The sequence below is a fragment of the Companilactobacillus zhachilii genome (assembly GCF_003606365.2).
GTDB classification, from domain to species: domain Bacteria; phylum Bacillota; class Bacilli; order Lactobacillales; family Lactobacillaceae; genus Companilactobacillus; species Companilactobacillus zhachilii.
In genome coordinates this window covers 876,495-903,253 of record NZ_CP031933.2, presented here as the reverse complement: position 1 = coordinate 903,253, position 26,759 = coordinate 876,495, and the positions used below count along the sequence as shown (strand labels likewise).

Genomic DNA, 26,759 nt, shown 5'->3' with positions numbered 1-26,759 from the left:
TTACTTACCAGCAGCAGTCTGAGTACCAACATTAGAAGCATCAGCAGCAGAAGCAGTTTTATTATCAACCGTTAAGAAGAAACCAGCATTTTCATCAGCCTTAACGATGTCATAACGAGTACCAACTTGAAGGTATTGACCATATACAGTGTCATCCACCCATCTTGCAGTAATTTGTGCACGATCGGCATAGAAAATAGCACGATTCAAATCACCAATAAACGCATGAGCATCACCCTTAGCACCAAATAGATCATCATCAATCTTAAATACTGGAATACCGAAAATAGATGTACCAGAAGCAGATTTAACATCAGTTTGTAATAGGTAACGACCGTTTCCATCTTTTAAAGTATCTAACCATTGATAGAATGAACCAGTTGCAACAATTGAACGATTATATGCTTGGTCCAAGTCAACGTTGTTAATATGTTTAATATCATCAAGTGTCTTAACAGTTAGTGGTTTAAATGATTCAAAGATTGCTGCAATATCAGCATTAGTTGTATTAATCTTTTGTTCGTTAGCATCGTTTACTAAGAATGGAATCAAATCAACAGCTGAATCATCGATACTTTCTTGTGAAACTGGTTCGGCACCACGTCTTGTTTCAACTTTGTAACTAATTTCTGTGAAATTTGGTTTTGCTAGTTCAGGGTTCTTTTCTAATTCAGCAACTGTATTCAATTTAGCAGTAGCCTTCTTACGAATTGGATATGAACCAGTAGCAGTATTGACAGACTTATGATTTACAAAACTGCCTAAATCTACAACAGTTTTAACTTCATCTTGAGGGATGTAAGAGATTGATGTAGGAATTGTTGGATTAACATCAGCAGATTTAATACCATCTAGTGCATCACGTGTTAATTCTGTTGGAATAATTAAATCTTTGTCCTTACCTTCTGTAAATCGAAGCTTGTCTGAACGAACTGTACCACCAGAATGTAGATAATCATTAATAGCTGAACGCATTTCCTTCAGTGGATCTTCATTACGGTTAATCTTTTTACCTTTTCCTTGTTCTGGGAATTTCTTTGAACGATCTTCTTTAACGTCATCCTTTAGTTCACCCAATTCATCGGATAAATCATTAAGACTTTGAGCTTGTTTGAAACTTCTAGTAAGTTCCTTAATTTCGTTAACCTTTTTATCCTTATCTTCTTGTGGATTATCCTTAGAGCGAATAAATTCTTGAGCTTCTTTAATTTGTTTTTGAAGTTCTTCTTTTGTCATATAATTCTGTCTCCATTCTTAAAAGTTCCAATTCATTATTTAGATTGGAATCTTCTTTCTTATTTTTTTTGCTCTCAAATTCTGAAAGAGAGCGGTTTGAAACTGATGTTTCTTTGTACGCTGGCATTGGTGTTATTGATAGCTCAAATAGGTCGCCAATCTGTGTGATATGCCTTGTAGCAGTATCTTCATCTAAGTCAGACCAATCATCATCATCAATGGTAAAGCCAAAACTACAGCCTTTTAAATTACCATTTCTAACATTTTCAGCAACATCATTGCCAAGCGTTGTTTTAGGAATTTGAGCATTAAAAAACAGCCCTCTGTCATCTACTGAAAGTGACAAAGTGCTGCTATCCGCACGTGCTAAAATATTGTCCATATTATGGTTATAAAGCAGTTGTACGTTGCTCATATCCACATTATCTAATGCTGAACGATCAACGTATTCAATGAATCCGCCTAAGTTTTCGCTGGGTTGATCAAAAACAATTGCATATCCTGACAGTGTATTAAAATCATCGTCTTCTGAACGTTTTTCAACTTTAAAATTGCTGTCATTGATCGCTCTTTGTTCCATTGTCTTCGTCATTTGTATCCTCACCTCCTTTCGATTTAATGGTGCTACCTTGAAACGGAACATCACCAGAAACGATGTCCTCTTTAGTCAACAAATCAGAGTTACTACGAATTAAAATCTTTTGAGCGGTCTTATAACCAATAACTCTATCGGTAACAAGCCCTCTAACACGTTTTTCAACTTGTTGCCCGTCAATATCAGAAATGGCATTAACATCGTAGTCAATCTCACCATTTAATTTCTGCTTAAATTCTGAAACAACTCCACGAATATAACGACCAATTGTTTGAGCGTACTGAATGGCTACCATTTCAATATTTGAATGTTCTGATTCGCTTCCTAAGTAATCCTGAGGAACTCCATAAACCTTAGCTATCTGTTCACTGGTCCAATCTGTTGAAGAGAGCAGCTTAGAAATATCACGATTAACTTCTAATGATTGATAATCCTCCAAATCGTCAAGAACAACAATATGTCCATTTTCCGCCTGTTGTTCGAAAGCTCTACGAACACTGTCTTTTGTTTCACCTTCAAGCAATCCGCCTTTGTTGATCTTTAAAAGGCCAGTAATGTTTAGCCCATTCTTCATCGCTCCTAACGCCAAGCCCTTATTAGCATCTTGAAGCTGCATTTCTTTAGATAGAGCACGTAATGGCGAAATACCAATCAAACCACCGTCTAATGAAACGCCTTTTAAATGAATAATTTGACTAGCAGGAACTGACTTCATATCTGGTTCTTCTGTATCAGGAAAATTAATATCATAGGTTAGTTGAGTCTCATCTGCCGATTTATAAATATCTACTTGAGACGGTCTCAAATACTCTAAATGGTCACTTCTACCCGACTTATCACCCCAGATTAATGCATAAGCATTACCTGAAAGTAACATTTGAGCATACATTGAGCGCCAAAAAGAAAAACTATTAGTTAATTGACTAGGATTAGTTAAAACCTTACTTGTGTATTGATTATTAGTCTTGAAATGTACACTAGCCATGTCTTCTGCCAATTTATTTACAACTGCGAATACATCGGAATTTTTTAAAGCATCCCTAGCAGATACAAATCAGAATTAAAAACAATTTTGTTATCTTTAATTGAATAACCTAATCCTGTATATCCACTGCCCAATGCTGTATAAGGTTCCTTAGACGGTCTTAATGATCTAAATATCATTTATTCACCTCCTTTCTATAGTAGGCGGTTACTTAGTAGGCTTATTCAAAATCAATGAAACAATTATTAAAGTGGCACCCAAAACATAATTACCAATCATCGTTCCAAAGTGGTATGTATTTATATCAACAATTAAAATTGCCAATAAAAAAAGCACTGTGTCTAAATTAATTAGAAGCCAGTGTTTAAAACTATTGAGTTTTGCTATTAGATTTTTAACCATTGGTCTCCTTCCTTAAAAACTAAATTTACCTGAATTCAAATATTTTTTAATATCATCATCAGAATATCGAGAGAGTGGATCGTCACGGTCTCGCATATCATTGAAGTAATACATTGCTTGATACATCGCATCAATTAAAGCATCAACCACATCAATCTTTAATGATTGCTTAGATTTTCCAATTTCAATACCAGCTCTGTTCTCACCAACTTCAGCATTCATTAATGCTTTCTTCATAATTTCATCGTCTTCATGAGAAATATTTCTGTGGAAGAAACTATCCTGAATGTATTTAATTGATTCAGTTAAAACATATGATGTTTGTTTAATAGGCATAATGTTCCAGTCTGTCTTGTCGTTTAATGCTTGAGTGAAATTGTTGGTTCTTAAAGCATCATAACCAAAGAACAATACATTTAATTTATTTTTCTCTACGAATGTCATAAGCCACGTGTAGACTTGATCTAAATTAATAAGTCCACGTTCATTATTAGTAATTGTGCAATAGCCTAGTTCGGCAAACTTACGATACTCAATACCATCTGATTTTTCCTTTGCTGAAATGGAACCCATTAACTTCCATGGAATAAAAGAATGCTGCATGATATGGTACCGTTCCATGCCGTTCTCTTTATAAGGAAAGATGAACGTTAGTGAAGTGTTATCGGATGTAAGACTGGCATCAAAGCCGATATATACGTCTTTACCTTTAATATCAAAATCAGTAGTAGAAGTAGTAGCTTCCCAATCATCTAAATCAATATATGAATTAGTCTTGTAGTCTAGCCATAGATTTAAATTCTTATTAGCAAATCTAAACTCTTCACCCGACAAGCGCTTATCATCAAGCTCCTGTTTCAAGCCTGACATCAAATTATCATGTTCGCTTGGCAGTAATAGTAAAGGATTACTTTTAGCCCAAGTTTCAGGATCATTCATTTCATCTTCACTATCTTGAGCCCAAATTAAAACTAATTTACGGTCGCCCTCTTCATGTTCGTCACATTCCATAATTTTAATGATGGAATCTTCCTCTTGTTTAAAAGGAACTGTAGAATCGGGATAAGCAGTAGAAATTTGAGTGAACTGCGAATTAGGAACTTTAACTTGACCGGATGTAATTTTACTAGTAACAACAGAGTGATTAGTTTCTCCAGCTTCATCATAGACGGCAAACAAAAAGTGGTAAGAATCAAACTTACCACTCTCTGCCGATAGCTGTAACAATCTATTATTAGTTTTACGCTGAATTACCTTATTGTATTGAACATCTAAATCGGTTTTATTCTTTACTTCATTAAATACGACATTCTTATCAATGATTTTGTTCATCATGGTTGAAATATAGCCATAGATTTTTCTTGCTTGATCAGTGATGTTTGAAGTAACCATGAGATCTTGATTATCCAGTCCCATAGTTTCGATTAGATAAGAATAGCAAGCAATAATAGACATTAAATAAGTTTTCCCTTGTCCACGAGCAACAGAAATAATAACTGAACCATAACGTTTATTTCCTGTTTTAATTTCTCGCCAGCCAAACATTAAGCAAAGTATAAAGTTTTGCCAATCCATTAAAGGCACCGGCTCTCCTGTATCAACGTTTGGACAAATATCTGCAAAGTTTAAAACTTGTTGACACTTTTCAACATCATAGTAATAAGGATAGTTATAAGTTGAGTCTTCGACACATTGAAGGTCCCTCAATTGTCTGTATGCTGCAAGTTTCATATTGTAACCAGAGATAACTTCTAAATCTAAAACTTTAAAAGCATATTTTGTACCTTCATCTTTGTATTTTTCTTTAATGTCACTGAAGTTTCTTGAACGGTACTCTTTTAAAAGTTCAAGTGGTCGTTGACTACGTTTTATTTTTGATAAGTCCATCAACTAGCCTCCAAACTTCTTCAATTCTTTTTGAATATCAATATCGTTGGAATCATTTCCACTTACACCAATACGTTGAGAGTGAGAGTTAAAATCAATTCCCAAAGTCATACCTAATGAGCGTAAAGTTTTAGAACAATTATCAATAATACCAACGGCTGGGTTCTTTTTGAGATTTCCATTCTCATCCATGTAAACTTGACCATGTTCTGAAATACTATTAACTGCATCTAAGTACATGGCATACTGTGTGCAGAATAATTCGAGATTAGTTTGATCTAAAACGCTAACTAATCCGACTGATTCAAGCTGTGGCACTAATGTCTTCCACAATTTCTTAGCTTCTGGCATTAAATAGCTTGGTGCTCTACTAGGTAGCTTTTTAAGCTTCTTTCTAGCTTGTTTGACGGCAGTTTGACGTGCCTTTTGTTCTGGATGTCGTGGGTCTACAACAGCTAAATTAGGCTTTCTACCTGCGTTTCTTGGGTTCATACTCTCACCTCCTACGTTAAAAGTTTAATTTTCGGACTTTTTTTAAAGCTCATGCCCACTATGCGAGCTGTCTCCCTAGAGACAGTAGGCGGGGGTCTATTTTGAAAAGTTCGGCAATTCTGAAATGCCTTTTAATAAAATATCTTTTTGTATTTTTTGATTATTATTTTTGTATCCTGTGTGGTAGAACTTATGTTCCCAATCTGTCTTACGCCTGTGACATTCACGGCAGATTGTAGCTAAGTTAGAAGTGTCTCGGATAAGCTCCGGTGCTACTTGACCTGGTACGATATGATCAACTGTATTGGCTGGTCTCACAATGCCAAAGCGATAGCAGTATTGGCAAACGTAGTTGTCACGCTCAAGTACAGACAATCGGATGTGCTTCCATTCTATTGAATGATAGAAGCCGTCACGTTGCTTGCGTTCATCATTAGCAGCACGAGCAGTAGCATTGTACTCTTGCTGATGTCTCTTGATATGTGAACGTTGCTTCGCTATACGTTCTTCATATGCTGATAGGTCTGCCATGTGTTTGCTACAGAATGGACTGTTACCACTCACTAAGTTATGACAGCCACTATGCTTACATCTTCTAACGAACATAATCGCTTTCCTCCAAAATAAAAAGACCAGCCATAGTTGACTGATCTAATTGATATAGTGTGAGTGGGATTCGAACCCACGTCCTTACCCGTCCTGCTTAGAGAACCGTTCAGTTTAGTGAACTATCACACTACGATTAGCCTTAACGGTAACACGTCTGCCCCCTCATCATCACGATGTCAGCCAACGTACGAATAGTCGGCGTAAGTTTCACGGCTAATATAATTAAGTATTCACCAGGCTAGGCCTATGTTAATACCATTAATGACTATGATCATTACCAAAAGGCTGTTTTCATAATCATATATAGCTAGGCAAGGAATCGAACCTTGCACCAGGATTTCCTTGAATAGTTTCCCGGGATTTATAAACTAATCAAAACCTATCCGTGATAATACCCTTCAAAGATATTATCTAGAACTCTGCTTTTAAGAGAGCTGGACTACGTTACCCTTTGCGCCACTAGCTACTGTTGTATATGAATTAGTGTCGCTACCGTATTCATATACTATATGTTATTTACAAAAAGGAAAAACGAGGCTTTCCTTTATATTTTATGGCCGTTTTCCGCCGGCCAATGTGAGAACCAGGAGTTGAACCTGAAGTTAATCGAAGTAGCATGTAAAATAATATTAAGTCCTGGGAAGGAACGTCTATCTAAAATTGGTCTTTATTAACTCGCCCACGCGTTCTCACGAAATGAAGAGCGTTATCATAACTCTTCTAACAAATGAGCTCCTTTTAAACGGTAGAGTAACCGCATATCTAATCTTTTCTACGATACCAATATTACTCAGAATCACTCCGAATGTCCTACGGACTTTGTCCACTCAAACTCCACTATTTTCATTTTTCATAACATTTACTTCCATGTCATAATAATCGCTGAATGAATCGGCGAAATACAACATAGCCATTCTTTTACATTCGAAATATCTCGATGATTCATACCCGGTCTGTTCTAAAGCCACGGTATTACCTTTTCCATACAAAAAGCAATATTTTATAATTGTTTTAAAATAATGGTTATCTGGTCCATCTGGCATACGCTCTACCATTTTATAAGTAGCCTTAACCAAATCTGTTGCCCACAATTGCCCCATAATTTTGTCTTCTTGCGTATTTCTAGTCGTTCCTGAAGTTCCAACTGTATCAAAACTGGGCGACTGTATAGAAGCAATATTCATATGTGAGCGAACCTTTAACCTTGGAAACTCGTGTTCAAAATAGTATTTAACGTTTTTAATTGTTTGATCTTCGTCTAGTTCTGGAAATAATCCCATTAATACAGCCCCCGTAGTGATATAATTGATTTGCTGGAACCAATTAATTAGCTGCTCACATTTGTGGGTGGCTTTTTTGTTGTCTAATTATCCAAATTGTTAATAAAAATTGTACTTACAATAATCCCATAACCAATACCTTCAACTAACTTCCAATTAAGTTCTTGCTTACTAATTCGTTCCTTCAATTGCTTATTCTCTTCTAACAAGCACTTATCATTATTCATTAAAAGTTCTTGTATTTCGGCGGTCTTTCTTGCAAATTCATCAATTATCATTTAATTTCCTCTCAAACGTTTAATTCTGGTAGCTCTAAAATTCTTGTTAACAATTTATAATCAGCCTTAGTAGTTTCCAAAGCTTGATATCCAAACATACCATCATACGCTATGAAGTAATTGATATTCATTATTATTGAAGATGTATACATCCCTTTAATTCGATTTATCTTTAAGGTTTCCAATGTAGTTCCTGTCTCGTGATTAATACGTACCGTTACCCATTTAGCCATGCTCCACCTCATAACCATTTACTAGTGCATCGACACACTTGGTGTAAAATTCTTCATCTCCATGACTTCTCATATAGTCTTCTAAATCATTGAACTTACTACCGCCATGCATATACATCATATAAATTTCGTTTAATGCTTCATCTAAACTTTGTTCGCCTTGTTGAATCGTTAAATCAAACTTCTTTGCAAAGTCATCAAAAACTTCAGGCATAACAGGCTTTGAATTAACTTCTTTAGATAGACATTCAATTGCATAAACCGCCTTACTCCATGTAATATGCCCCGGATTACCATTAGGATGTCTGTTAGCTTCATCTACGATGCTGTTTAGTCTATTTGAAATGCCTATTACTTTTTCTTTATTCATCGTCTGCCTCCACTGGCACAGCGAATACCATATATCTTGAATCGATAGCTTTGATTTCTTGTTCAGTAAAGCTATTTTCACCACTGCCTAATATATCAGGTGATTGAGCGTGATCAAATTTGCCGCCCATATCTCGTATAAGATAGGGATAATTTACTTTAGGCATTTTAATATAATATTTTTGTTCAGAAAACTTAGCTTTGCCATTAATGTAATCAGCAATATCTTGAAGTAATCTTTTGTCATCATCTTCATCTTGAATTACATCTATTAAATTCTGTAAAGCTGGTAAATGTCTAAATGAGTCTTCCATAATTTCATATAGTGGAAAATCATAGTCCTCACTTAATTTCTTAAAATCTACTTGTACGTCCTTGCTGTAACCGTTTAATACTCGTTTTTCTGTCATGTCTTTGTTCTCCTCTTTTTTTGAATAAAATATCCAAGCTTCTGCAAATTCTTCTGAACCCATAGTTGTTTACTCCTATTTGATTGGCACCATTCGATATCTAACCGTGTGATGTCTTTGCTTATATTTATTTGAACGGTAGTATCTTAGAGAATTGGCTGAAATTCCAGTCGTTTCCGAAATTTCTGAATATGTGCCTGAAACAACATAGTCGCCGTTTTTGTAAAGTTGGAATCTTGATTTCTTAGCTGTTGATTTCCCTCTGTGATTTTCATATGTGAGATATCCATTAATGATGTATCTATTTAATTGATATTCTTTGATTCCAAGCATTTCAGCTACTTTAGATTTAGTCATTTTTGAATCAAGCAAGCGTTGTGCTACTTCAATATCAATTCCTAGCTCTGACTTAACAATTGGATCAATACCGTGATTGAATCGTTTACGAATTTCAACTAATCGTTTATCAAACAAATCAGCATTTTTAACGCTGCCATAATCTGATTCAATATCACATACAATTGGAACTATTGAAACCATGTTTTACACCTCCATTTTTTCGAACATGTCGGCTGTAAATTTAGTATGTTGGCTTAGGAATTCTTGAAATTGTTTATCTGTTAATTCTTGATATTTGTTAGTGGAATAAGACCATACTTGCAATGTATAGTAGTCATCCTTAAGCGTTAAATAGATAGCTCCTTTGTCTGAATCGATATCAGCCAGTCTGTACATATGTTTAGGTTGCTGTAACTCGTAATTATCGAAATAAATATCTGTAATAATTGGAATTACAGTATCGTCAGACGACCATGTATCTCCGAGGTCCAGCTCTGTAAACATATTTCCCAGACTTCCGAATCCATCTAAATAGTCTCTAAGAATTTGTCCCAAATAATTATCATTTTGCTTAGCATTATTGATGCAATCTACTATCTTTTTATATTTACTTTCTAGTTGTCTTTTCATTCGTCTAAATCCTCCACGGGGTCAAAATTATCAATAGTAAGATTTGTATCTGTATTAGCTAACATTTCAGTCAATTCATTCCTAGTAAATTTACCAGCAGTTAAGACATCATCTTCTGAAACAATACCAACTGTACGGTCAGGTAAATAGAATTTGAAAGCATACAATTTATTACCGCCGATTCCAAACATATTTAATTTCCAATAATGTTTAGTCTCTTCAAGTTCGTAATTACTGTTATAGATATCAATAATCGTTTCAACTAGATCAATGATTTCGTTGTCAGATAAACAAGTTGTATAAAGCTCTTCAAGAATTCTCCATAACTTACTGCCTGGGTTATAACAGTCTTTTGCTTGTCTAGTTGAATCATCTAAAATTTTGACTAGTGTTTTTTCGGGCTTCTGTTCATTTACGTAATCTACTAAATCCTTATATTTAATGCTTAATTGTCTTTTACTCATAATTTTCTCCTCTATATGTCATGATGTATATTTGTAATGTGTTGGTTTGTTAAGCTGGTCGGCGGTTAAAATCCATATCCAACCAGCTCCTCATCTATTATTTTCAATGCATCTTCTGGACTGCGTGCTATACCGTGAATAATATGATCAGACATCAATTGATTATGAAACTGTATCTGGTCTGGTCGTGGTCTACCTGTTGGTGTTTTAACTTCAAGGTAAAATATCTTACCGTTTGAAATTTTATATCCGTGTAAATCCGGATAGCCATTTGGTAATCCTGTTTGAAAAAACTTACCGTTTGGTAATCGAATACTACCAACGTTGGCTCTAAATACTTTGCAATGATCTAAACTCACAGCAACACGGATATCATTTTGAATTTGTTGTTCTGATTTATTCATAATTACCAGGCACTACTAGGCACTAAGCTAGGCGTTAACTTTTCTTACTCTTTCAAGGGGTTAGGTCTCATTTAGGCATTAGGCACTAATTTTTCTTATCCCCTATATATATACCTAATATATAAATATATATAACCTATACTACTTATTAGTGCCTTTAGTGCCTTATTATTTATATAAGCCTTGAAGCTCTAAGGGTAGAGACTAGGCACTAAGTCTATTTTTAGTGCCTATTAGTGTCTATTTAGTGTCCTTTCTATATCCTCGTTTTGGATTTTTTACGTATGTCCATCCAAATTTGTTATCCATTACGTATTTAATCTTCTTTGCTAATCTTCTATTTTTAACTAAGTTTTCTTCACCTAAATATTTAGCTACTTGACTGCTACTAATAAAATCATCTGGCCAATCATTTAAGCATTCATCAATTTTCGTTTCTACTTCATCTATATACATGAAGTCTTCACGATGTTCAGTTAATAAATTTTCTTGTTCTTTAGTAAGGCCAAAACTAAAACTATGTTGATAATAACTTGTAAATTCTCCCCACATTTGATCAATAACCTCATCAGTTAAGTCTGTAAACGGACTCATAAGCTGTTTACTACTATCTACTTTGATAGGTAAAAATCTCCGTTCACCAGTTCTATCCTTTAAATAAGTCATTTCATTAGTTGTCCTAGCTAAAACAAAGTTCTTATCATATCTAATTGACTTCTTTCCATAAGGTGGTCTAAATTCTAACTCTTGTGCTGATACGAATTTCTTCAAACTCTCAAAGCTACTATTATTAGTTGCCGTCATTTCATCATCATTAACGATTAAATTTCTGAGCATTACTGAGTAACTATCCTTATCCTTGAAGTCTGAGAACTGATCTGTATACCAATCTTTAGCCATTTTGATTAAGAACGTTGTTTTACCAGCTCCTTGTCCTCCTACTAGGTCTAATACAAAGTCAAACTTAGTATCAGGTTCATAAGCTTTAGAAACAGCTCCTGTAAAAAACAATTTGGTTATAAGTGTTGTTATATCTGATTTTTCAGCTCCTAGAAATGTGGGTAGAAAGTCAGCTACACGTTTTTTACCGTCCCAATTCATATACACAAAATCAAAGTAATCTGTAACCGGATTATATTCTCTCTTTCGTGCATCATTAGTAACTGCCATTTGAAGTAAATTTCTATTAAAAAATACGCCATATTTATCTTCAACATACCTTAGAATTGCTGGATCATAATCATCTAACATTTGACCTTTTTTTATATTTAAATCAGGAATATCTTTAACAACTCCTATTTCATGAGTGAAATCATTAAATGCAAAAACATTCTTTAACATTGGATCTCTTTCAAGAATTAACCCGATATTTTTTAAGCTGTTAGTCTTTATAGCATCTTTTGCATTCAATTCAAATGGAATAGGCATATTAACTATTTTTTTAGGCTTATCTTTTTTTTGCATTTCTGAAAGAATATTCATTGATTCTTCTAAACTCATTTGTTTCCTCCTCTCCTTCTGATTTCTTTTTTAACCATTGACTCGAAAGTTTTTTCAAACTCATTAGATGGTAAAGACTTGGGTGTATTATTATTAGCTTGTTTAGCCAGTTCATAGGCTGTTTTAACCTCAACGTTACGGAACAATAGTCCACCCACAAAACTTGCTAAGGCATTGTTTCTGCCACCTGTTTCGCCCAATCCATTTACAATTGATTCAAACAATTCAGATGTGGCTGTCTTCTCATCACTAAATTTATAATTGCTGTGATTATATGAAGACTGACTAATCGTTTTTTTACTAATTAATTCAATTAATTCCTTGCTAGGAGTGACTATTGGGTTATGGTTAAGCCATTTGTATTGCTTACCTTTTCGCTCGCTTGGTGCAATCATGAAATAATTATTAACATGAGCTTTAACGTCAACACCTGGCATCCAACCAATGTGTTGAGTCATATCCATATCCGAACGTTTGAAGTAAATCATCTGTCTACCACCTGAAGCAGTTTCCTGTTCAAGTGTTGGTATCAACAAATCCTTATGTGCATACTCATCAATTGACCTAAAACCGTCATGACCATGTGCTTCTTTAGTATCAATATCGATTACAAATATATTTACTGTTCTAATTGCAATCTGTGCGTATGGAAATTTTTCCCATACTTTTCGAACTTCATCAGGTGTTAAGGCTGGTTTATCTGCAAACTTTATTAATGGCTGTTTATCAAACATAGGAAGGACGCTCAAGCCTTTTTCAGCGTAAGCCACTGCATAATTAACTAAATTCTTCATGTCCTTCCTCCTATCGGGCATTCCACCCTATTTGGCATTATTTAAAGTGTTACTGCACTGAATTATTAATTAAAATGGTAATTCTGAATCATCAACTTCTGGTGCATTGTTTGAATTGAATGGATCATTAGGAATGCCACTGAAATTGTATGTCTTATAAGGAAAATCAGGTTTTTTCTTATTCTCACGAACACTTAATTCCATTTCGACTGCTTGTCCTTTGCCATCAATGAAAGCGGCAGCCAAAGTATCATAGTCAGTCCAATCTTCATCTTTTAAAGTAATCCCCAAAGCCACTGCTAATTTAGCAATCAATTTAATACTGGCAGAGACGATGTTATCGGGTGTTGGTGATTCAAGTGAAAATCTATTAAAGTCCATCTTTCCAGCGTGTTCTCCTTCTAAAACTTGAACCGTAATCATTAAATGTTCCCAGCCTTTAGCCGATGCTTTGTGTTCAAGTCCTTTAAAAATAACTTTATATTTTCCAGATGGAATTTGATCCATTGCATTTGGATCGTCCTTCTTTGGATCAAATCCTTTTAAAGCATTGTTCTTTGCATCTAGTAAACTCATATTTATTTATCTCCCTCAGTTTGTTTGTCTTCTTGTTCTTTAATAATTTTTTTTTGTTCTTCAATTGAAGTTTTGACAGGCTTGTCGTAAACTCCTGGAATATTATCTAAAATATGTAAAATTTTAGAATCATTAATTTGTTCACGAATGTATTCCTTTCGTCTATCAGTAACCTTGCGGATATAGCGTTTTCCAATTCGCTGTGTGTAAATTACTAGGTCAGCATTTCCATTTACAATGTTGTAATACTTAGTTCTAAGGCTAGGTACTTCGTGTGCTTGAATACCTTCTCCCTCAGTTACCGCACGGCTGATATACACCACATTTAGTGGCAATGCCTTTAAATCCATTACTAGTTCTTGAAGAACTGTATTGAACATTGAAAAGCCTTTTCCATAGCCAATATCAGCAAGTGTTTGAACCCCTTCTCCTGCACATATTGCTTGTTCTAACATCACACAGACATCATCAATAACATCGACAACTACCGTTTTATATGAATGATTTTCGTTCTGTAATGCTCTTATAATTTCATCTAGTTGATTAATAACACTTTGTTTTAATCCCCGCCCATTAGCGTTTTTAACATTTCTAATTTGAATGGCTGGTGCGGATTGAGCCAATGAATTACCATCTGTATTTAGAAATAATGGACTCGGAAACCTTTCAGCTAAGTAACTCTTTCCAGACATGGTAGCTCCATAAATAAAGAAATTATGGGGAGTATCAATTGGTTTGTGTGGCTTATTCTCTGGTAAAATACTCATTTAATAAATCCTCTTTTCTTTGCATAAAAGTAAACCCAACCTGGTTTGTAATGATTAAGCTTGCCAAATGCTTTAATTTCTTCATAGTTATTTAATTCATTTGGCCGCTTGTCAGCCACATTATTAATAACGTTATCTTCCATTATTAATTTGGCTTTACGTAGCCGTTCTTCTTTGACCTTTTCAAGCTTGGCGTCTTCTACTACTTCCAGAACTCTTTCTTCGGTCAATTCTGCCCAACAGAACGGGCATTTATCACCTTTGCGATAGAATGTAGCGAAGCACTTTGGACACGTTGTAACAGGCTTTATTTCATCCCTTGATTGACTAGACTTTTCTTTTTTATTTCCTTCCAGTGTCCAGTGATGTGCCTGTGTTGGCAATCCGAAACGGTTAACATTTCCAACGTGATCAATAATGATTGCTGTCTTACCTTTTCTCGGATTCATGCACCTCATGGCGAATTGAAGAAACAGCGATAACGATTGTGTGGGACGTAGCATAATTACTACATCAACATTCGGTAAATCCAAACCTTCCGTAAATAATTCAGCATTGGTTACTACTTGAATCTTTCCATCCCGATAATCGTTAATAATCGAATCTCGCTTGTCTTTTGGTGTATTACCACTTACTGCTCTTGCTACTATTCCATTGGTGTTTAATTCATTTGCCAGTCGTTCAGCACTTGCCACGTTGTATGTGTATGCAATAGCCTGTTTATTGCCTGCTAACTTCTTGAAAGTTTTAACGGCATTGCCATAAACCTTAGGTTTGAATGCTTCCTCAATAGATTTTTCATCAAACTCACCGTTTCTCTTAGTTTTAAGTTGTGAAACATCTAATTGAACTGGTGCGTAGTAATCGACAGGTGCCAGGAATCCATCTTTGATTAATTGCTTGATTGAATTGCCCAGGATTAAATCGTCAGCGACACTCTCAAATCCTTCGCCATTCAATCTGTAAGGCGTGGCTGTAAATAGTAGTTTTAACGCATTCGGGAATTTATCCAATATCCGTCTGTAGCTCTTAGCTAGAACATGATGTGCCTCATCGACAAATATAATTGACGGTTCTTTGAGTTTATCCACACGCCTAGTAATTGTTTGGACCATTCCAATTTTTGCCAGGGACATATCCACACCTTGCTGTTTAAAAGTTCTAACAACCTGGTCAACAATTTCTTTACGATGAACAACGAACAATATTCGATTACCCTTATTAGTCGCTCGTTTAGCAATCTCAGCCATTAAAACCGTCTTTCCAGTTCTAGGGAGGAGATTGTACAATTATTGAACGATGTCCATGATCAAATGAGTTATAGATTTTTTGTAATTCATCTAATTGGTAATCTCTCAATTTATACAATCCCTATCTAATCCGTAAAGATGAACTGACACTTAATTCGGCACCAGGCACATCTTTTCCTTCCTTTAATAATTCTTTGATACGAGTTTTATCAGGAACGATAGTTTTCTTAGTGAGATAAGCTGGAATTTTACCTTCATCTGGAATTTTGACCGATGCCGGATTGTTCTGAATATAGATAGTGAATTCCTTAGTCTTGATCTTAGTTTTGCCTGTGGTTTCCATCGCATCTTGTAAGTTCTGCTTTAAGATACGGCGGTTGTTATTGATAGCCTTAGCACGTGCCGATAGACGTTGTGATTCCTCACGTAGTGCTTTTTCGTCCTTATCAAGCTCCCTATCGACCTTTGCATAACCAACAGCTTTATCATCAATAGCGTCTTTAATTGAATCCATAGTGTCGTTGAATGCGGTAGGGTCTACATCTTCTGCAAGTTCAAGTAGTTGGTGGTAGCTACCTGTTAATTCGTATAGTGTTGCCATTGTTCAGTCTCCCGAGTATTAATTTCAACGAAGAAAGTCTTTTCAGTATTAATATCCGTGCCACGTTCTGTTCTAACGCTCAATTGCATGGACTCGATTGGATATCCATAGGTTTCCTTGAAAGCAGTGGCAACTCGATTTAGAAATTCTTCTCTAGATTGCTTAACTGTTCGTTGTGACCAGTTAGTAACATTCTGGCTGTTAATGAATTTTTGTGTGTCTAATTGCGTTTTAAGAACACTGTTTTGCATCTTTAAAAGTTCAATTTCTAAATCACGCGTGTCGACGTTTAAATCAACCTTTAAATCCTTATTTTTAGCCATTTCGTACTCCTTCTGTGGTATAATTTCTCTGTTAATTAATAGTATTAGTAGTAGTGTCGTTGCTGATTGCCGTCAGTAGCGACTTTTTTTGTGCTTCCAATTCATTAGCTGAATCAATGTATTTATTGCGATTGTGTTCTGACATGCACAGTCGAAACAGTAACTGACGATTCCGATAATGAATTGAGGCAATCATGATTCTATTGATCCGTTCGCTGATGGTTAACACACTCTCTCCTCCCTTTTATGAGTAATAATGTGCAAAAGCACGTATAACGTCTTCTCGTGCTTTAGCCTGGTCGTCTTTGATCATTGCTTTCATGGCGTCTGTACGTTCAATCATATTTGAATACGCTTCTTTATCGTCTAGATTATTAGCATTGTCACGTTCACTCATTACTTCAGCAATCGAACCATCAGCATAACCAACTGATTCACTAGCCTTACTAAATCGATCAAGTGCCTCATTGATTGCTACTACGTCTTTATTAATAACCATGTGGTTCATCTCCTGTTAATTTATCGTCAATGTATTGATCATATGGTTCACAGTCGCCTATGGGACTGTATTCACTGTCTGGTACTATTTTTATGTCATCCACATACTCACCTCCTTAATTGCCTGGAACTTGCTGGTGCTGAATATCCGGCAATTGAAACATTTAAAGAATGTTTTGAATTTTATTCAAAATCTCATCTTTCTTCATTTTCTTCATATGGTTCGGAAGAATAATAGCTTTATAGTTGTCTGGTAATTCAGCTTTGATGCCATATTTACCGACAATTTCATAAGCCTTATATCTTCCACAGTTTATTAATGTTGGTCCATCTTCCAGTGGACTAACATTTTTTTGTTTGGCCATAGTTGTCTCACTTCCTTTACATATAAAAGTCTGTACATTCTTTCAAGAATCCTTTAATACCGTGATACTTAGTTAATACATATGTGACTGCCCATACTAGGACTGGTAACCACACAATCATTGGAATATTTATTGCTCTCATAAACTTGCTCCCACGCTTGTTTTTTATTTATTTAGTAGATACTCGTCTACTTCTTCTTTGTTATAGAACTTCGTTCCACCTACAATATGAAACGGCAAATCCTGTAAGTGATCTCGAATCGCATTATTTGAGATTGGCAGATAATCAACCAAGTCTTTCCACTTCATCCAAGTTTTTGACTGGCTTGATTGTTCGATTGCTTCGGAAACTTTTCCATAAATCTGATTCTGAATACCTGTTAACTGTTGTTCACTTAACATGATTTCAATCGGTCTTGTTTGCATGTAATCAACTCCTTTCTATTGTTATAATTTGATTAATTCATATATATTCGAGGTGAAAATAATGGATAATGAACAACGTGCCCATGATTTAGCGCTGGCATATATTCAGGCGGATATCAATAGCCTATCTGGCGTTGAACGAACCGAAGAGAAACTTTCCATTTTGCATAATGCTGGTTCTAACACTAAGGAAGCCAATTTAATAGACTCTTATAATCATTTATATGATTCTATTTTGAAGAGTCTGAATGATCGCCATTAAATGCTTTCAAAACATCTTTTCTAGTGAGTGGTTTACGATCTTCACGAATTTGTTTCAAGACGGTCAATATGTCATCTAGTTTCGAAATCATAATGATTTCGGAGCTTTTTTTATCTAATAATCTATTTATCGTGATTGTCGCTTCTTTTAACGAACTAGTTAATACATCTATAATCTTCAAATACTTATTTTCATCCATATTTCCTACCTCCTTTACTGTTATTTTTTCATCAAGTTATTGCACATGTTCTTTGATAAATTTCAAACCTTCGTCAAAGTACAACCATTGTGGAACTTCTTTATCAGAATGCTGAGACTTACTATTTGACCAACGGCCATATTTATTTTGACCAGGTTGTTCTGCTTTAATTCCAAACTTATTAGCAATTCGTCCAACCTTATTTGATGTAATTCCTGCTTTGTTACCAACTTCTGTTGCCGAATATTCCTTCTTCCTCATGACCGGAATAGTCATTTCTCCAGTTAATTCTTTAGCTGCATTAGCTAGTAATGATTGTTTCGAAGAATTAGATTCAGTTGCCATAGCAATTCGGTACATCAAATTTGCTTTTCTAGTAGCTGCATTCTTCTCCATAATTTCCAAGCGCTTGTCTTTTACAATAGCTGGATTATTTTCCTTGATCGCAACTCGCATATTAAAGTAGTTATCAACCAATTGGTCATATACTTCCCAAGCTTTATCATCATCAAGAATTTTTAGTAATTTGCTATAACCACGTTCAGACAATAGATAAATATTCTTCGTAGCATTGATCTGATTTTGACTAAATCCGCTCTTGTTCAAAACAATAGCGAAATTACCAGCCTTTAAATCTATAATATCTATGCCTTTTTTGAATCTTTTAATATTGCGATTAATCAGTAAATTAATGTTTCCCACCGTCTGTCCGTGAATTACCGCAATATCTTTAACCAACATTGCTTTCTTATCTTTACCAAATCCACCTTCAATTCCTATAAATTCAATTGAACCAACCTTTTCCTTACCAATTACTTTTAAATTGTTCATTACTTTTTTCCTTCTTTTTTATAGATTTAAAACTCGTGCTACTTGTTCACGTAACTCACGTGACTTGGGTGTCATGTCGCCTTTAATGGCTCTATTTAGTTGCTGTGGATTAGCATGAATCAATTCAGCTAACTCTTTTTGAGTCATATTTCTTTTAAAAAGTCCAATTTTGATTGTGCTTTCAATTTCATGAGCATATTCTGCGAATTGTTGTTCTGGCATATAATCAGCTCCTTTCTATTGTTATAATTTGGTTATTCCATATATTCGAGGTAAATTATATGAACACAGCATTTTCAATCTATATACCAACAACTATTGCAATCATTTCTATATGTCTTAATCTTTATCAATATGTAAATAAGAGAAAACTTCTGAAACCTAATCTTGAATTCAACAAAATACAATATATGAGAACAAATGTATCAACATATATTAATCTGACTGTCAGTAATCATTCAGATAGGAATGTTTCAATAATCAATGTTTCTATTGGGAACAAACACATTTTTACTAAAACACATAAAGTATATGGTCCGAGAGACTCGAAAGATGGAACCTTTACAACCGAACTTCCTTTAGTTATAAAATCTTGGGAATCAGAAAATATGCTTGTAGAGGTACTAACTAAAACAGGTAATGAGGTAAAAATTGAAACCGATTTCGAGCCTTATGAAGTTAACCTATCAACTGCAGAATGCCTAACACCAGAGCAAATATTGAAAGAATGGTAGATATTCCTAATAAAAACCAATACTTTTGATCATCCATATTTCCTACCTCCTTTACTGTTGTTATAATTTGGTTATTCCATATATATCCGAGGTGAAAATAATATGAAATCTGCTAAAATCACATTTTCAAATAATGAAGTCATCACAATTCATAGTGATGATTTAATTAGAAGCGTTATTGTCAGCAAGGATTTAGACAATGATAAAGATAATCGTACAGAAGTAATGAAGCACGTTGCTCCTGTAACAGTTGGAATAGGTGACACTATTGATCTCAGTGATCCTCATATTGAAATGGGAGTAGTCCCAGACCTTCTAGATGTATTCCACAATGCTGATTACTTCTGTTTTAATAACGATCCAGACACGCTATACAGTGTTTCTTCAATCGTTAAGATAGAAAATCTTTAGGAATTAGAACATTATCCATAGATTTATTAAGCATTTGAATTGTTCTCTCATAAAGCAAATTATCTATTTCATTTTGATTGAAAGGCCTATTTCTACGAAGTTCCTTCATAACTTCTGAATAGGTCTTTTTTTTATTGATAATATTTTCTAATAAACCCTGACAAAAATTATCAATCTCATCATCAATTAACCTAGACTTTCCATAGAAAAGATTGCGTGTAGAATTGTTTTCCATTTTTTTACTCCTTTCTGTTATTTTTTCATCAAGTTGTTGCTTTGCTTTATTCGATGGAGTAAAATAAAAGCATATTAAATAAGCAATAGAAAGCCTACTACTACCGTAATCCTCACCAAAGTATTGTATCGGTGGTCGTGTGTTTTTGTTGCTCAATTACTTGATGAATTAATAATAACGCGATTGAATAATTTAATCAACACATTTTTATTCTTTTGCGTAAAATTAATTTGTCATATTGGAGGAAACACTGATATGACAGTATTCGAACGTACTAAAAATATGGCAAAAAAAAGAGGCATTAGCTTACAAGAAACAGCAGCTAAAGCTGGTCTAGGTTTAAATAGTATTTATGGATGGAAAAAGAAAGAACCTAGTATAGGTAGACTTGCTAAAGTGGCTGACGTTTTACATGTATCTGTGGATTACCTTTTGGGAAAGACTGATGATCCAAGTACTAGTTCTAAGTCTAAAAAGGTAGACATTAAAGATGCTATGCAAGATGATTACACCATCATGAGTTATGGTGGTAGAGAAATACCACCGGAGGAATTAGAAATGATTAGGCGTATCTTAGACGGGGGAAAATAATATATGAGTGATGTTACAACTTACTTACTGAATTACGCACTAGATCATCACATAGGATTCGAATTACTTAATGGAATAGATTCTGATTGGCCTTCCTTAGCTATACCAGAACGTAACATGATGTTTATTAATACGAATTGGTACAAGCAAGAGGAACTACCAATGGTTGTGGCTCATGAGATTGGCCACATGCTTAATGGTGATTCTTGCTATATGTATGACAAGTCTAGTGTGGGAAAAATTAATGCTGAAAGTGCTGCTAATAAGGTAGCGATAGACTTATTACTACAATATTGTAAAGATTGCGATATCCACTTCAATAGCTATATTATGTTCATTCAGCAATTCTGTATTCCATTGAGATATGAATACATTGCCAAAAGAAAAATGGCTGTAATGTGATTTTTAATACATCCCTTCTGATATACTTATGTTGATTAAATATATATTTATGGGGGGAAATATGAACGATATATCAATAACAATTAAAACACCATTCACAACTGCAATTGATACTAAGGAATCTGAAATTTTAATTAACAGATCAGGTGTTGATTCAGTAGTTGAATATGGTCCAGACAAACACCAAGATATTCAATATAGCGATATTAAAAGTATTGATTTTAAACCTGTTGATGAAACTGATGGTTATATCAAAATAATGGGTTTAGAAAATGCTACTGTACCTTTTGACAATGCTGAACTTAATTCAAAAATGCAGTCTTTATCAGATTTTTTAAATGGCAAAATAACGAATTATATGGACTCTGGACAGGCACAGGGAAACAGTGAATTTGAATACTGTTATAACTGTGGTTCAAAGATACCTAAAGGAATCCAATTTTGTCCTAATTGTGGAGCAGATCAATACAACAAAAACGCTGTATCTAATCAATCCAATACAACCTCAAATGCTTGGGGAATTTGGCTAACTATTGGTTGGATATGCTTTGCAATAGCCTTAATACCAAAATTGAGCATTTTTCAACTATCAGCTTTTGTAATTGGTTTAACTGTTCAATTTAAATATGGACATAAAGTAGCTGGTATGGCTTTATGGATAACTTCTCTAGTTATTTTCATACTCTCATTTATGTTTGGATTTATGCTTGGATATTATTATGGCATTTAAACGATTAATTAATCACAAAAATAAATTAAGTCTCAAGTAGGCTTATTTATTTTTACCAAAAAATCAAAAAAAGCCACGCAATTAAGCGTGACCGAAAGGACTCTAATATGAGTGATGATAATGAACTAAATAAAGTAATAGATACTAGACATAATGATATTGAAAAAAGATATTTAGGTGAGAGTATAAAGGGAAATGTTCCAACACGTGATCAAGCTAAATCCAAGCCAAGTCCGACTAAAAAAGATAAGAACAATTAATCAACAATGTTATATATTTTTAATTTTCTTTCAAAGTCAATCAATAAACGACAGTCCTCTTTTGTAGCCAATTTTGAAATTTTATCATATGTTACATTTTTTTCTTCTTCATCGTAAAACGGAATGAGTTGCATATCGAAAATATTTGAACTAACGCTATCAACCTGACTCATATAACCGCAAGCTACTAAACTATTATTGAAATCAAATATGTAAATGTTTTGTGTTTTGTTGGATTCAAAAAAGTCATCCCTAGTATTTGGAGATGTTGTTTTACTCTTGCCCATAATGCCTCTAATCCAATTCATAATATGTCGTAATCCTAACACCATCGGTATGATAATTATGGGAGTTGCAACGAGATCTAGAACGAAAACATACAGTATTCCAATTGCAATTTGTCCAAAATCACCTTTGGAAATACCTTGGAGAAAGCTACTTCCTATCCATAGAAAAATACCATAGTTCATTGCACCAAACAGCATTAGAATTGGTATCTTTTCATCTTTTGTGTTTTCACTAATATTGATTATATCAAAACCTTTTAATATTAAGTAATTGAAGTACCCAAAACTACCAGAGACTATTAATGATGATATAAGTGTAGTTAAATTCATATAGCCCTCCTAATATATATTCTATATAATATTATATCACGTATAGTATGGTTTCTGTATAAATTGACTACCAATTTTAAGGAGGTGATGCCTATTTCCTACTCCTAAACTTGCTCCCACGCAATGGAGTGAAATAAAATGAGTTCAATTACACAATACAAAACAAAAGCTGGTAAAACATTTTATCGTGTTCAATATACGATTGGTGTTGATCCATTAACTGGAAAAAAGAAACGTACACAAAAGCGTGGTTTGAAAACACAAAGAGAAGCTAAATTATTTTTAGCAAAACAGATGGTTGATATAGATAAACACGGATTTGCTGAAAATCAAAAGGTTAAGTATCAGGACGTTTATGACTACTTTATGAAGTCATATAAGAGTACCGTAAAAGAAAGTACATTAAATCGTGTTCAGGGACTGTTTAAGTACCACATATTACCTTTGCTAGGTAATAAGTCTATAAAAAAAATAACCATTCCTATGTGTCAGGAAATGGTTAATAAATGGTCTGTTGACCTTGTTGACTTTAGAAAAGTTGTCAGCTATGCCGGCATGGTATTTAAAGAAGCTAAACGCTTGAGAATCATCTATGATAATCCAATGGAATTAGTTGTACTTCCAAAGGATAAAGCGGAACGTCATAAGCTAAGCGATGATAAGTTTTGGGATAGAAATGAATTAAATCTCTTTCTTAGAAAATCATACGAAACTTATCATGGCAGAAATAACAAAGCCGTTACTTTGTTTCGACTGCTTGCTTTTACTGGTGCTCGTAAAGGCGAAATATTAGCTTTACAAATATCCGATTTCGACTACACCGATAGAACTCTGTTAATCAATAAAACTGTGACTAGGGCTATTGATAACAAGCAAAAAATTGGTACCCCAAAAACTATCGGAGGATATAGAACTTTAGGGTTGGACAAAACCACTGCCGACATGTTAAATAATTGGATCAATGAACTACACAGGAAATTAAAATTCCTTGGCATTGAAACATCTGATGATGAGCAATTGATTTTTCCAAACACTAAAAACAAGCTTTTATCCTTGATGAAACCAAACAAATGGATGCAGCATATCATCGATACGTGCAATAAACACCGTGATAGCGATTCTAAGCTTAAAAGAATCACGCCACATGGAATTAGGCACACATGGGCAACGATTGCCCTAGAGTCCAAAAAAATGACTCTCAAACAAGTTCAGCAACAACTTGGTGACAGTGATATAAATGTGGTACTTAATACCTATGCTCATGTTACCAAACAAACAAGCAAGGAAACAATAGATAGTTTTACTGCATATTTAAAGCCTAAGAAAAAGTGAGCCACGGGGTGAGCCACGAGCTATAAAGCTACAGTAAATAGTGCATAATGTCAGTGTTTTCAGGTGTTTCACAGGTTGGGGTATGTGACCCCACGTGGCGCATTTTTTGTTTCACAAAGTTTCACTTATGAGTGTTGATAAATCAACTGTTACATAAGCTAATCAGAATATTATCTGTAGAAAAGAAGTTAAACTTTCGGATTTTACATCTAAAGTTTAGCTTCTTTTTTTGTTTTTATCTGTTATATGATGTAATTATGAATTATAGAAAGAAGTTATTTTGTATGGATTCAACAAATAGTTCTCAAACGGCCGATATTGGCGACTACATGAAAGTCTTTGCATGTACTGCTGTAATGATGCAATCAGTTTTAACCTTTGTTTTAAAAACATCGCCTAGCTTTGCCAATCAAAATATAATCGGTTTTCTGTATAACCTAGTCAAATTCACGGCTCCCGCTTTCATCTTCGGTATTTTGTACACAACTACTCGACAGACAAATCAATACACTATCAAAAATTATCCTGCTTACCTATACAAGCAATGGCTAGTTTTATTCATCCCTACCATTTGCTGGACATTAATTTACTTATTAGTATTCCCCCAACTGCAACAACATTTTCAATTCAACAGTTTAGGAACCTTTTTATGGCAGTTTGTTAACGGTAATGCTGCCCCACATTTATGGTACAACACGATGATGTTGCAATTTATTATCCTCATGCCCATATTTTGGTTAATCGCTCACCTGACTGAAAATAAACCGATTCTTTCAATTATAATTACCATCACAACTGTAATCTTCTATTTATGGTGGCTTTATTTTTATAGCACCCACGCATCTAATGGAAATAATTGGTATTTATTAGACCGGGTTTTTATTAGTTTTATTATTTACGGCATTCTGGGAACTCTAGCTTGGATAAACCACAAAGTTATTGAAAAATATCTCCCCAAGTTTTTCCTACTATTACTATTACTACTTTTCATCACATTTTACTGGACTAACTTTGAACTATTCTCCTACGGCTACCCTGTAAAATTAACAAATGCTCCCTATTATAAGCTTTCAATGACACTCTATGCTCTTACGATCATTAGTTTAATAGCTACTTTAGCACTTCATCAACTAAAACATGCCTCCAAATTGCTACCGATTTTCCATTTTCTATCTACGCCTATCGAGCTTATCTATCAAACGTCTTCTGGTTACAAATTATCTGGACATTCGGTGGTCAAACCTTGGCTAAAAGTAATCCAATTTTAGCTATTATCAGTTGCTATTTATTAACATGGGTACTATCATTTACTTCCGCTTATGTTTTACACATTGGCTGGCTTGAGATTAAACAACGAGTATTGTCCAAAACTGTTCTGGATTGATTCGTAATGCTAGTTGGCTTTTTGACTACGGATTTAAAAGCAAGAAATTCTAGAGGCAACATAGTTAAATAGCGAAACAGAATCGTTTTGAATAAATATTTTTATTTATTAAGTCTACTTTATTGACCCCATATTAATATTATGCTAAATTAGCACTGTGCTATTAAGAGTGCTAATTAAAAACAGGAGGCATTTCAATGTTAGTTCCTACAGTTATTGAACAAAGTTCACGTGGCGAACGTGCCTATGATATTTACTCAAGATTATTAAAAGATAGAATCATCATGTTATCTGGTGAGGTTAACAGTCAAATGGCTAATACAGTCATTGCCGAATTACTATTCCTAGATGCTCAAGATTCTGACAAGGATATTTCAATGTACATCAACTCACCCGGTGGTTCTGTTACTGACGGATTAGCTATTGTTGATACAATGAACTTTGTCAAATCTGATGTTCAAACTATCGCTACAGGATTGGCTGCATCAATGGGATCAGTTATCTTGTCATCAGGTACAAAGGGCAAACGTTTTGCACTTCCAAATTCAACTGTTCTTATTCACCAACCATTAGGTGGCGCACAAGGTCAACAGACAGAAATTGAAATTGCTGCTCAAGAAATTTTGAAGACAAGAAAGAGATTAAACCACATGTTGGCTGATAACTCTGGCCAATCATTTGAAAAACTTCAAAAGGATACTGATCGTGATAACTACATGACAGCCCAAGAAGCTAAAGATTATGGTTTGATCGATGATATTATGACAAACAAAGCTGGTAAGTAAAAAGCGAGTTTATAAATTTCGTTTTATTCCTACCTATACTAAAAACATGATTCTGATAAAAATCAGCATCATGTTTTTTTGTTGCAAAAAAAGCATCTGTAACCCACTAACAAATAGTTTCTTACAGATGCTTTTATTTTTAAGTGTTGGTGCTCTAATAATTATTGACACGAAAGTAATCAAAACCACAATGTAATACTCCAATTTATTTATATTCAAAGCAGAGAATAAACTAGCCGGAAGAAACCAGAAAATTAGGTCGCTGTGAATGTG

The 26,759-nt window shown here is 34.4% G+C and carries 42 protein-coding genes, 1 tRNA gene and 1 pseudogene; 10 read left to right on the top strand and 34 right to left on the bottom strand.

What is annotated here, in order from left to right:
* The 29 genes from D1B17_RS03965 to D1B17_RS03835 form a co-directional block, all read right to left on the bottom strand.
* On the bottom strand, positions 1–1,236 hold the full coding sequence (locus D1B17_RS03965) for a phage major capsid protein (RefSeq protein ID WP_120142928.1): 1,236 nt from the start codon (positions 1,234–1,236) through the stop codon (positions 1–3).
* Complete coding sequence (locus D1B17_RS03960) at positions 1,205–1,828, bottom strand: HK97 family phage prohead protease (protein ID WP_166806612.1); 624 nt, start codon at positions 1,826–1,828, stop codon at positions 1,205–1,207. The genes D1B17_RS03965 and D1B17_RS03960 overlap by 32 nt, the downstream gene beginning before the upstream one ends.
* Positions 1,794–2,828, bottom strand: a complete 1,035-nt coding sequence (locus tag D1B17_RS03955) for a phage portal protein (protein WP_120142930.1) — start codon at positions 2,826–2,828, stop codon at positions 1,794–1,796. Before D1B17_RS03955 ends, D1B17_RS03960 begins: the two co-directional genes overlap by 35 nt.
* A gap of 32 nt (positions 2,829–2,860) precedes the next feature.
* On the bottom strand, positions 2,861–2,995 hold the full coding sequence (locus tag D1B17_RS12840; protein ID WP_276606951.1) for a hypothetical protein: 135 nt from the start codon (positions 2,993–2,995) through the stop codon (positions 2,861–2,863).
* 235 nt (positions 2,996–3,230) lie between these two features.
* Entirely contained in the window at positions 3,231–5,105 is a 1,875-nt protein-coding gene (locus D1B17_RS03945; protein WP_120142931.1) for a terminase large subunit, read from the bottom strand.
* Positions 5,106–5,108: 3 nt separating this feature from the next.
* The gene (locus D1B17_RS03940; RefSeq protein ID WP_120142932.1) at positions 5,109–5,597 is read right to left on the bottom strand and encodes a phage terminase small subunit P27 family; all 489 of its coding nucleotides are present in this window, start codon (positions 5,595–5,597) and stop codon (positions 5,109–5,111) included.
* Positions 5,598–5,693: 96 nt separating this feature from the next.
* Entirely contained in the window at positions 5,694–6,128 is a 435-nt protein-coding gene (locus D1B17_RS03935) for an HNH endonuclease (RefSeq protein ID WP_166806611.1), read from the bottom strand.
* Between the two features lie 130 nt (positions 6,129–6,258).
* Positions 6,259–6,335 (bottom strand) — tRNA-Ala (locus D1B17_RS12545).
* A 698-nt stretch (positions 6,336–7,033) separates the two neighbouring features.
* Positions 7,034–7,486, bottom strand: a complete 453-nt coding sequence (locus D1B17_RS03930; RefSeq protein WP_120142664.1) for an ArpU family phage packaging/lysis transcriptional regulator — start codon at positions 7,484–7,486, stop codon at positions 7,034–7,036.
* A gap of 83 nt (positions 7,487–7,569) precedes the next feature.
* The gene (locus D1B17_RS03925; protein ID WP_120142665.1) at positions 7,570–7,764 is read right to left on the bottom strand and encodes a hypothetical protein; all 195 of its coding nucleotides are present in this window, start codon (positions 7,762–7,764) and stop codon (positions 7,570–7,572) included.
* A gap of 11 nt (positions 7,765–7,775) precedes the next feature.
* Positions 7,776–7,997 carry a hypothetical protein gene (locus D1B17_RS03920; RefSeq protein WP_120142666.1) on the bottom strand — a complete coding sequence of 74 codons (222 nt, stop codon included), beginning with the start codon at positions 7,995–7,997 and terminating at the stop codon, positions 7,776–7,778.
* On the bottom strand, positions 7,990–8,367 hold the full coding sequence (locus D1B17_RS03915) for a hypothetical protein (RefSeq protein ID WP_120142667.1): 378 nt from the start codon (positions 8,365–8,367) through the stop codon (positions 7,990–7,992). The genes D1B17_RS03920 and D1B17_RS03915 overlap by 8 nt, the downstream gene beginning before the upstream one ends.
* Complete coding sequence (locus D1B17_RS03910; RefSeq protein WP_120142934.1) at positions 8,360–8,839, bottom strand: DUF1642 domain-containing protein; 480 nt, start codon at positions 8,837–8,839, stop codon at positions 8,360–8,362. Before D1B17_RS03910 ends, D1B17_RS03915 begins: the two co-directional genes overlap by 8 nt.
* 12 nt (positions 8,840–8,851) lie before the next feature.
* On the bottom strand, positions 8,852–9,316 hold the full coding sequence (locus D1B17_RS03905) for a hypothetical protein (RefSeq protein WP_120142935.1): 465 nt from the start codon (positions 9,314–9,316) through the stop codon (positions 8,852–8,854).
* Positions 9,317–9,319: 3 nt separating this feature from the next.
* Positions 9,320–9,745, bottom strand: a complete 426-nt coding sequence (locus tag D1B17_RS03900) for a hypothetical protein (protein ID WP_120142936.1) — start codon at positions 9,743–9,745, stop codon at positions 9,320–9,322.
* Complete coding sequence (locus D1B17_RS03895) at positions 9,742–10,209, bottom strand: hypothetical protein (protein WP_120142937.1); 468 nt, start codon at positions 10,207–10,209, stop codon at positions 9,742–9,744. The genes D1B17_RS03900 and D1B17_RS03895 overlap by 4 nt, the downstream gene beginning before the upstream one ends.
* Positions 10,210–10,274: 65 nt before the next feature.
* Positions 10,275–10,613, bottom strand: coding sequence for a VRR-NUC domain-containing protein (locus D1B17_RS03890; RefSeq protein ID WP_120142938.1), 339 nt, complete (start codon positions 10,611–10,613; stop codon positions 10,275–10,277).
* 240 nt (positions 10,614–10,853) lie between these two features.
* Positions 10,854–12,113, bottom strand: coding sequence for a virulence-associated E family protein (locus tag D1B17_RS03885; RefSeq protein WP_120142939.1), 1,260 nt, complete (start codon positions 12,111–12,113; stop codon positions 10,854–10,856).
* Positions 12,110–12,907 (bottom strand): bifunctional DNA primase/polymerase, encoded by a 798-nt coding sequence (locus D1B17_RS03880; RefSeq protein ID WP_120142940.1) that lies wholly within the window; start codon positions 12,905–12,907, stop codon positions 12,110–12,112. Before D1B17_RS03880 ends, D1B17_RS03885 begins: the two co-directional genes overlap by 4 nt.
* Before the next feature lie 69 nt (positions 12,908–12,976).
* On the bottom strand, positions 12,977–13,483 hold the full coding sequence (locus D1B17_RS03875) for a DUF669 domain-containing protein (protein ID WP_120142941.1): 507 nt from the start codon (positions 13,481–13,483) through the stop codon (positions 12,977–12,979).
* Positions 13,484–13,485: 2 nt separating this feature from the next.
* The gene (locus tag D1B17_RS03870; protein WP_120142942.1) at positions 13,486–14,250 is read right to left on the bottom strand and encodes an AAA family ATPase; all 765 of its coding nucleotides are present in this window, start codon (positions 14,248–14,250) and stop codon (positions 13,486–13,488) included.
* Positions 14,247–15,539: a DEAD/DEAH box helicase gene (locus tag D1B17_RS03865; protein ID WP_240704453.1), complete on the bottom strand. Its 1,293-nt coding sequence runs from the start codon at positions 15,537–15,539 to the stop codon at positions 14,247–14,249. The genes D1B17_RS03870 and D1B17_RS03865 overlap by 4 nt, the downstream gene beginning before the upstream one ends.
* An 82-nt stretch (positions 15,540–15,621) precedes the next feature.
* Entirely contained in the window at positions 15,622–16,101 is a 480-nt protein-coding gene (locus tag D1B17_RS03860) for a siphovirus Gp157 family protein (RefSeq protein ID WP_120142944.1), read from the bottom strand.
* Positions 16,080–16,424: a hypothetical protein gene (locus D1B17_RS03855; protein ID WP_120142945.1), complete on the bottom strand. Its 345-nt coding sequence runs from the start codon at positions 16,422–16,424 to the stop codon at positions 16,080–16,082. Before D1B17_RS03855 ends, D1B17_RS03860 begins: the two co-directional genes overlap by 22 nt.
* A 31-nt stretch (positions 16,425–16,455) precedes the next feature.
* Positions 16,456–16,653 carry a hypothetical protein gene (locus tag D1B17_RS03850; RefSeq protein WP_137432098.1) on the bottom strand — a complete coding sequence of 66 codons (198 nt, stop codon included), beginning with the start codon at positions 16,651–16,653 and terminating at the stop codon, positions 16,456–16,458.
* A gap of 15 nt (positions 16,654–16,668) precedes the next feature.
* Complete coding sequence (locus D1B17_RS03845; RefSeq protein ID WP_120142946.1) at positions 16,669–16,923, bottom strand: hypothetical protein; 255 nt, start codon at positions 16,921–16,923, stop codon at positions 16,669–16,671.
* A gap of 163 nt (positions 16,924–17,086) precedes the next feature.
* Positions 17,087–17,287 (bottom strand): hypothetical protein, encoded by a 201-nt coding sequence (locus D1B17_RS03840; RefSeq protein ID WP_120142947.1) that lies wholly within the window; start codon positions 17,285–17,287, stop codon positions 17,087–17,089.
* 16 nt (positions 17,288–17,303) lie between these two features.
* Positions 17,304–17,429, bottom strand: a complete 126-nt coding sequence (locus D1B17_RS12835) for a hypothetical protein (RefSeq protein WP_276606950.1) — start codon at positions 17,427–17,429, stop codon at positions 17,304–17,306.
* A gap of 23 nt (positions 17,430–17,452) precedes the next feature.
* The gene (locus D1B17_RS03835) at positions 17,453–17,713 is read right to left on the bottom strand and encodes a hypothetical protein (protein WP_120142948.1); all 261 of its coding nucleotides are present in this window, start codon (positions 17,711–17,713) and stop codon (positions 17,453–17,455) included.
* Between the two features lie 61 nt (positions 17,714–17,774).
* Between D1B17_RS03835 and D1B17_RS03830 the strand changes: the two genes are divergently transcribed.
* Positions 17,775–17,975, top strand: coding sequence for a hypothetical protein (locus D1B17_RS03830; protein ID WP_120142949.1), 201 nt, complete (start codon positions 17,775–17,777; stop codon positions 17,973–17,975).
* On the opposite strand, the gene D1B17_RS03825 is transcribed toward D1B17_RS03830, so the two are convergent.
* The 3 genes from D1B17_RS03825 to D1B17_RS03815 are packed head-to-tail and all read right to left on the bottom strand — an operon-like array spanning position 17,944 to position 19,227.
* Entirely contained in the window at positions 17,944–18,174 is a 231-nt protein-coding gene (locus tag D1B17_RS03825; RefSeq protein WP_120142950.1) for a hypothetical protein, read from the bottom strand. The two genes, D1B17_RS03830 and D1B17_RS03825, sit on opposite strands and share 32 nt — an antisense overlap.
* A gap of 36 nt (positions 18,175–18,210) precedes the next feature.
* Positions 18,211–19,005 (bottom strand): ORF6N domain-containing protein, encoded by a 795-nt coding sequence (locus D1B17_RS03820; protein ID WP_120142951.1) that lies wholly within the window; start codon positions 19,003–19,005, stop codon positions 18,211–18,213.
* Positions 19,006–19,023: 18 nt separating this feature from the next.
* Positions 19,024–19,227 (bottom strand): helix-turn-helix domain-containing protein, encoded by a 204-nt coding sequence (locus tag D1B17_RS03815; protein ID WP_120142952.1) that lies wholly within the window; start codon positions 19,225–19,227, stop codon positions 19,024–19,026.
* Between the two features lie 59 nt (positions 19,228–19,286).
* Between D1B17_RS03815 and D1B17_RS03810 the strand changes: the two genes are divergently transcribed.
* Complete coding sequence (locus D1B17_RS03810) at positions 19,287–19,739, top strand: hypothetical protein (RefSeq protein WP_120142953.1); 453 nt, start codon at positions 19,287–19,289, stop codon at positions 19,737–19,739.
* Between the two features lie 102 nt (positions 19,740–19,841).
* The gene (locus D1B17_RS03805) at positions 19,842–20,150 is read left to right on the top strand and encodes a hypothetical protein (RefSeq protein ID WP_120142954.1); all 309 of its coding nucleotides are present in this window, start codon (positions 19,842–19,844) and stop codon (positions 20,148–20,150) included.
* Here the strand turns inward: D1B17_RS03805 and D1B17_RS03800 are convergent.
* Entirely contained in the window at positions 20,131–20,541 is a 411-nt protein-coding gene (locus tag D1B17_RS03800; RefSeq protein WP_137432097.1) for a hypothetical protein, read from the bottom strand. The genes D1B17_RS03805 and D1B17_RS03800 overlap by 20 nt on opposite strands.
* A gap of 99 nt (positions 20,542–20,640) precedes the next feature.
* Here D1B17_RS03800 and D1B17_RS03795 point away from each other — a divergent pair, with 99 nt between their 5' ends.
* From D1B17_RS03795 to D1B17_RS12540, 4 genes are all read left to right on the top strand, one after another.
* Complete coding sequence (locus D1B17_RS03795) at positions 20,641–20,976, top strand: helix-turn-helix domain-containing protein (protein WP_120142956.1); 336 nt, start codon at positions 20,641–20,643, stop codon at positions 20,974–20,976.
* A 3-nt stretch (positions 20,977–20,979) separates the two neighbouring features.
* Positions 20,980–21,378 carry a M48 family metalloprotease gene (locus D1B17_RS03790; RefSeq protein WP_120142957.1) on the top strand — a complete coding sequence of 133 codons (399 nt, stop codon included), beginning with the start codon at positions 20,980–20,982 and terminating at the stop codon, positions 21,376–21,378.
* 61 nt (positions 21,379–21,439) lie between these two features.
* On the top strand, positions 21,440–22,108 hold the full coding sequence (locus tag D1B17_RS03785) for a zinc ribbon domain-containing protein (protein WP_120142958.1): 669 nt from the start codon (positions 21,440–21,442) through the stop codon (positions 22,106–22,108).
* A 107-nt stretch (positions 22,109–22,215) separates the two neighbouring features.
* Positions 22,216–22,368, top strand: coding sequence for a hypothetical protein (locus D1B17_RS12540; protein WP_166806610.1), 153 nt, complete (start codon positions 22,216–22,218; stop codon positions 22,366–22,368).
* Here D1B17_RS12540 and D1B17_RS03780 read toward each other — a convergent pair.
* Positions 22,365–22,985: a hypothetical protein gene (locus tag D1B17_RS03780; RefSeq protein WP_120142959.1), complete on the bottom strand. Its 621-nt coding sequence runs from the start codon at positions 22,983–22,985 to the stop codon at positions 22,365–22,367. The genes D1B17_RS12540 and D1B17_RS03780 overlap by 4 nt on opposite strands.
* A 138-nt stretch (positions 22,986–23,123) precedes the next feature.
* On the opposite strand from D1B17_RS03780, the gene D1B17_RS03775 reads away from it, so the two are divergent.
* The 3 genes and pseudogenes from D1B17_RS03775 (at position 23,124) to clpP (ending at position 26,486) form a co-directional block, all read left to right on the top strand.
* On the top strand, positions 23,124–24,317 hold the full coding sequence (locus tag D1B17_RS03775) for a site-specific integrase (protein ID WP_120142960.1): 1,194 nt from the start codon (positions 23,124–23,126) through the stop codon (positions 24,315–24,317).
* A 284-nt stretch (positions 24,318–24,601) separates the two neighbouring features.
* Positions 24,602–25,701 (top strand): annotated as a pseudogene (locus tag D1B17_RS03770) (acyltransferase family protein).
* A gap of 197 nt (positions 25,702–25,898) precedes the next feature.
* Positions 25,899–26,486 carry an ATP-dependent Clp endopeptidase proteolytic subunit ClpP gene (gene clpP / locus D1B17_RS03765; protein ID WP_120142961.1) on the top strand — a complete coding sequence of 196 codons (588 nt, stop codon included), beginning with the start codon at positions 25,899–25,901 and terminating at the stop codon, positions 26,484–26,486.
* The last annotated feature ends 273 nt before the right edge of the window (positions 26,487–26,759 follow it).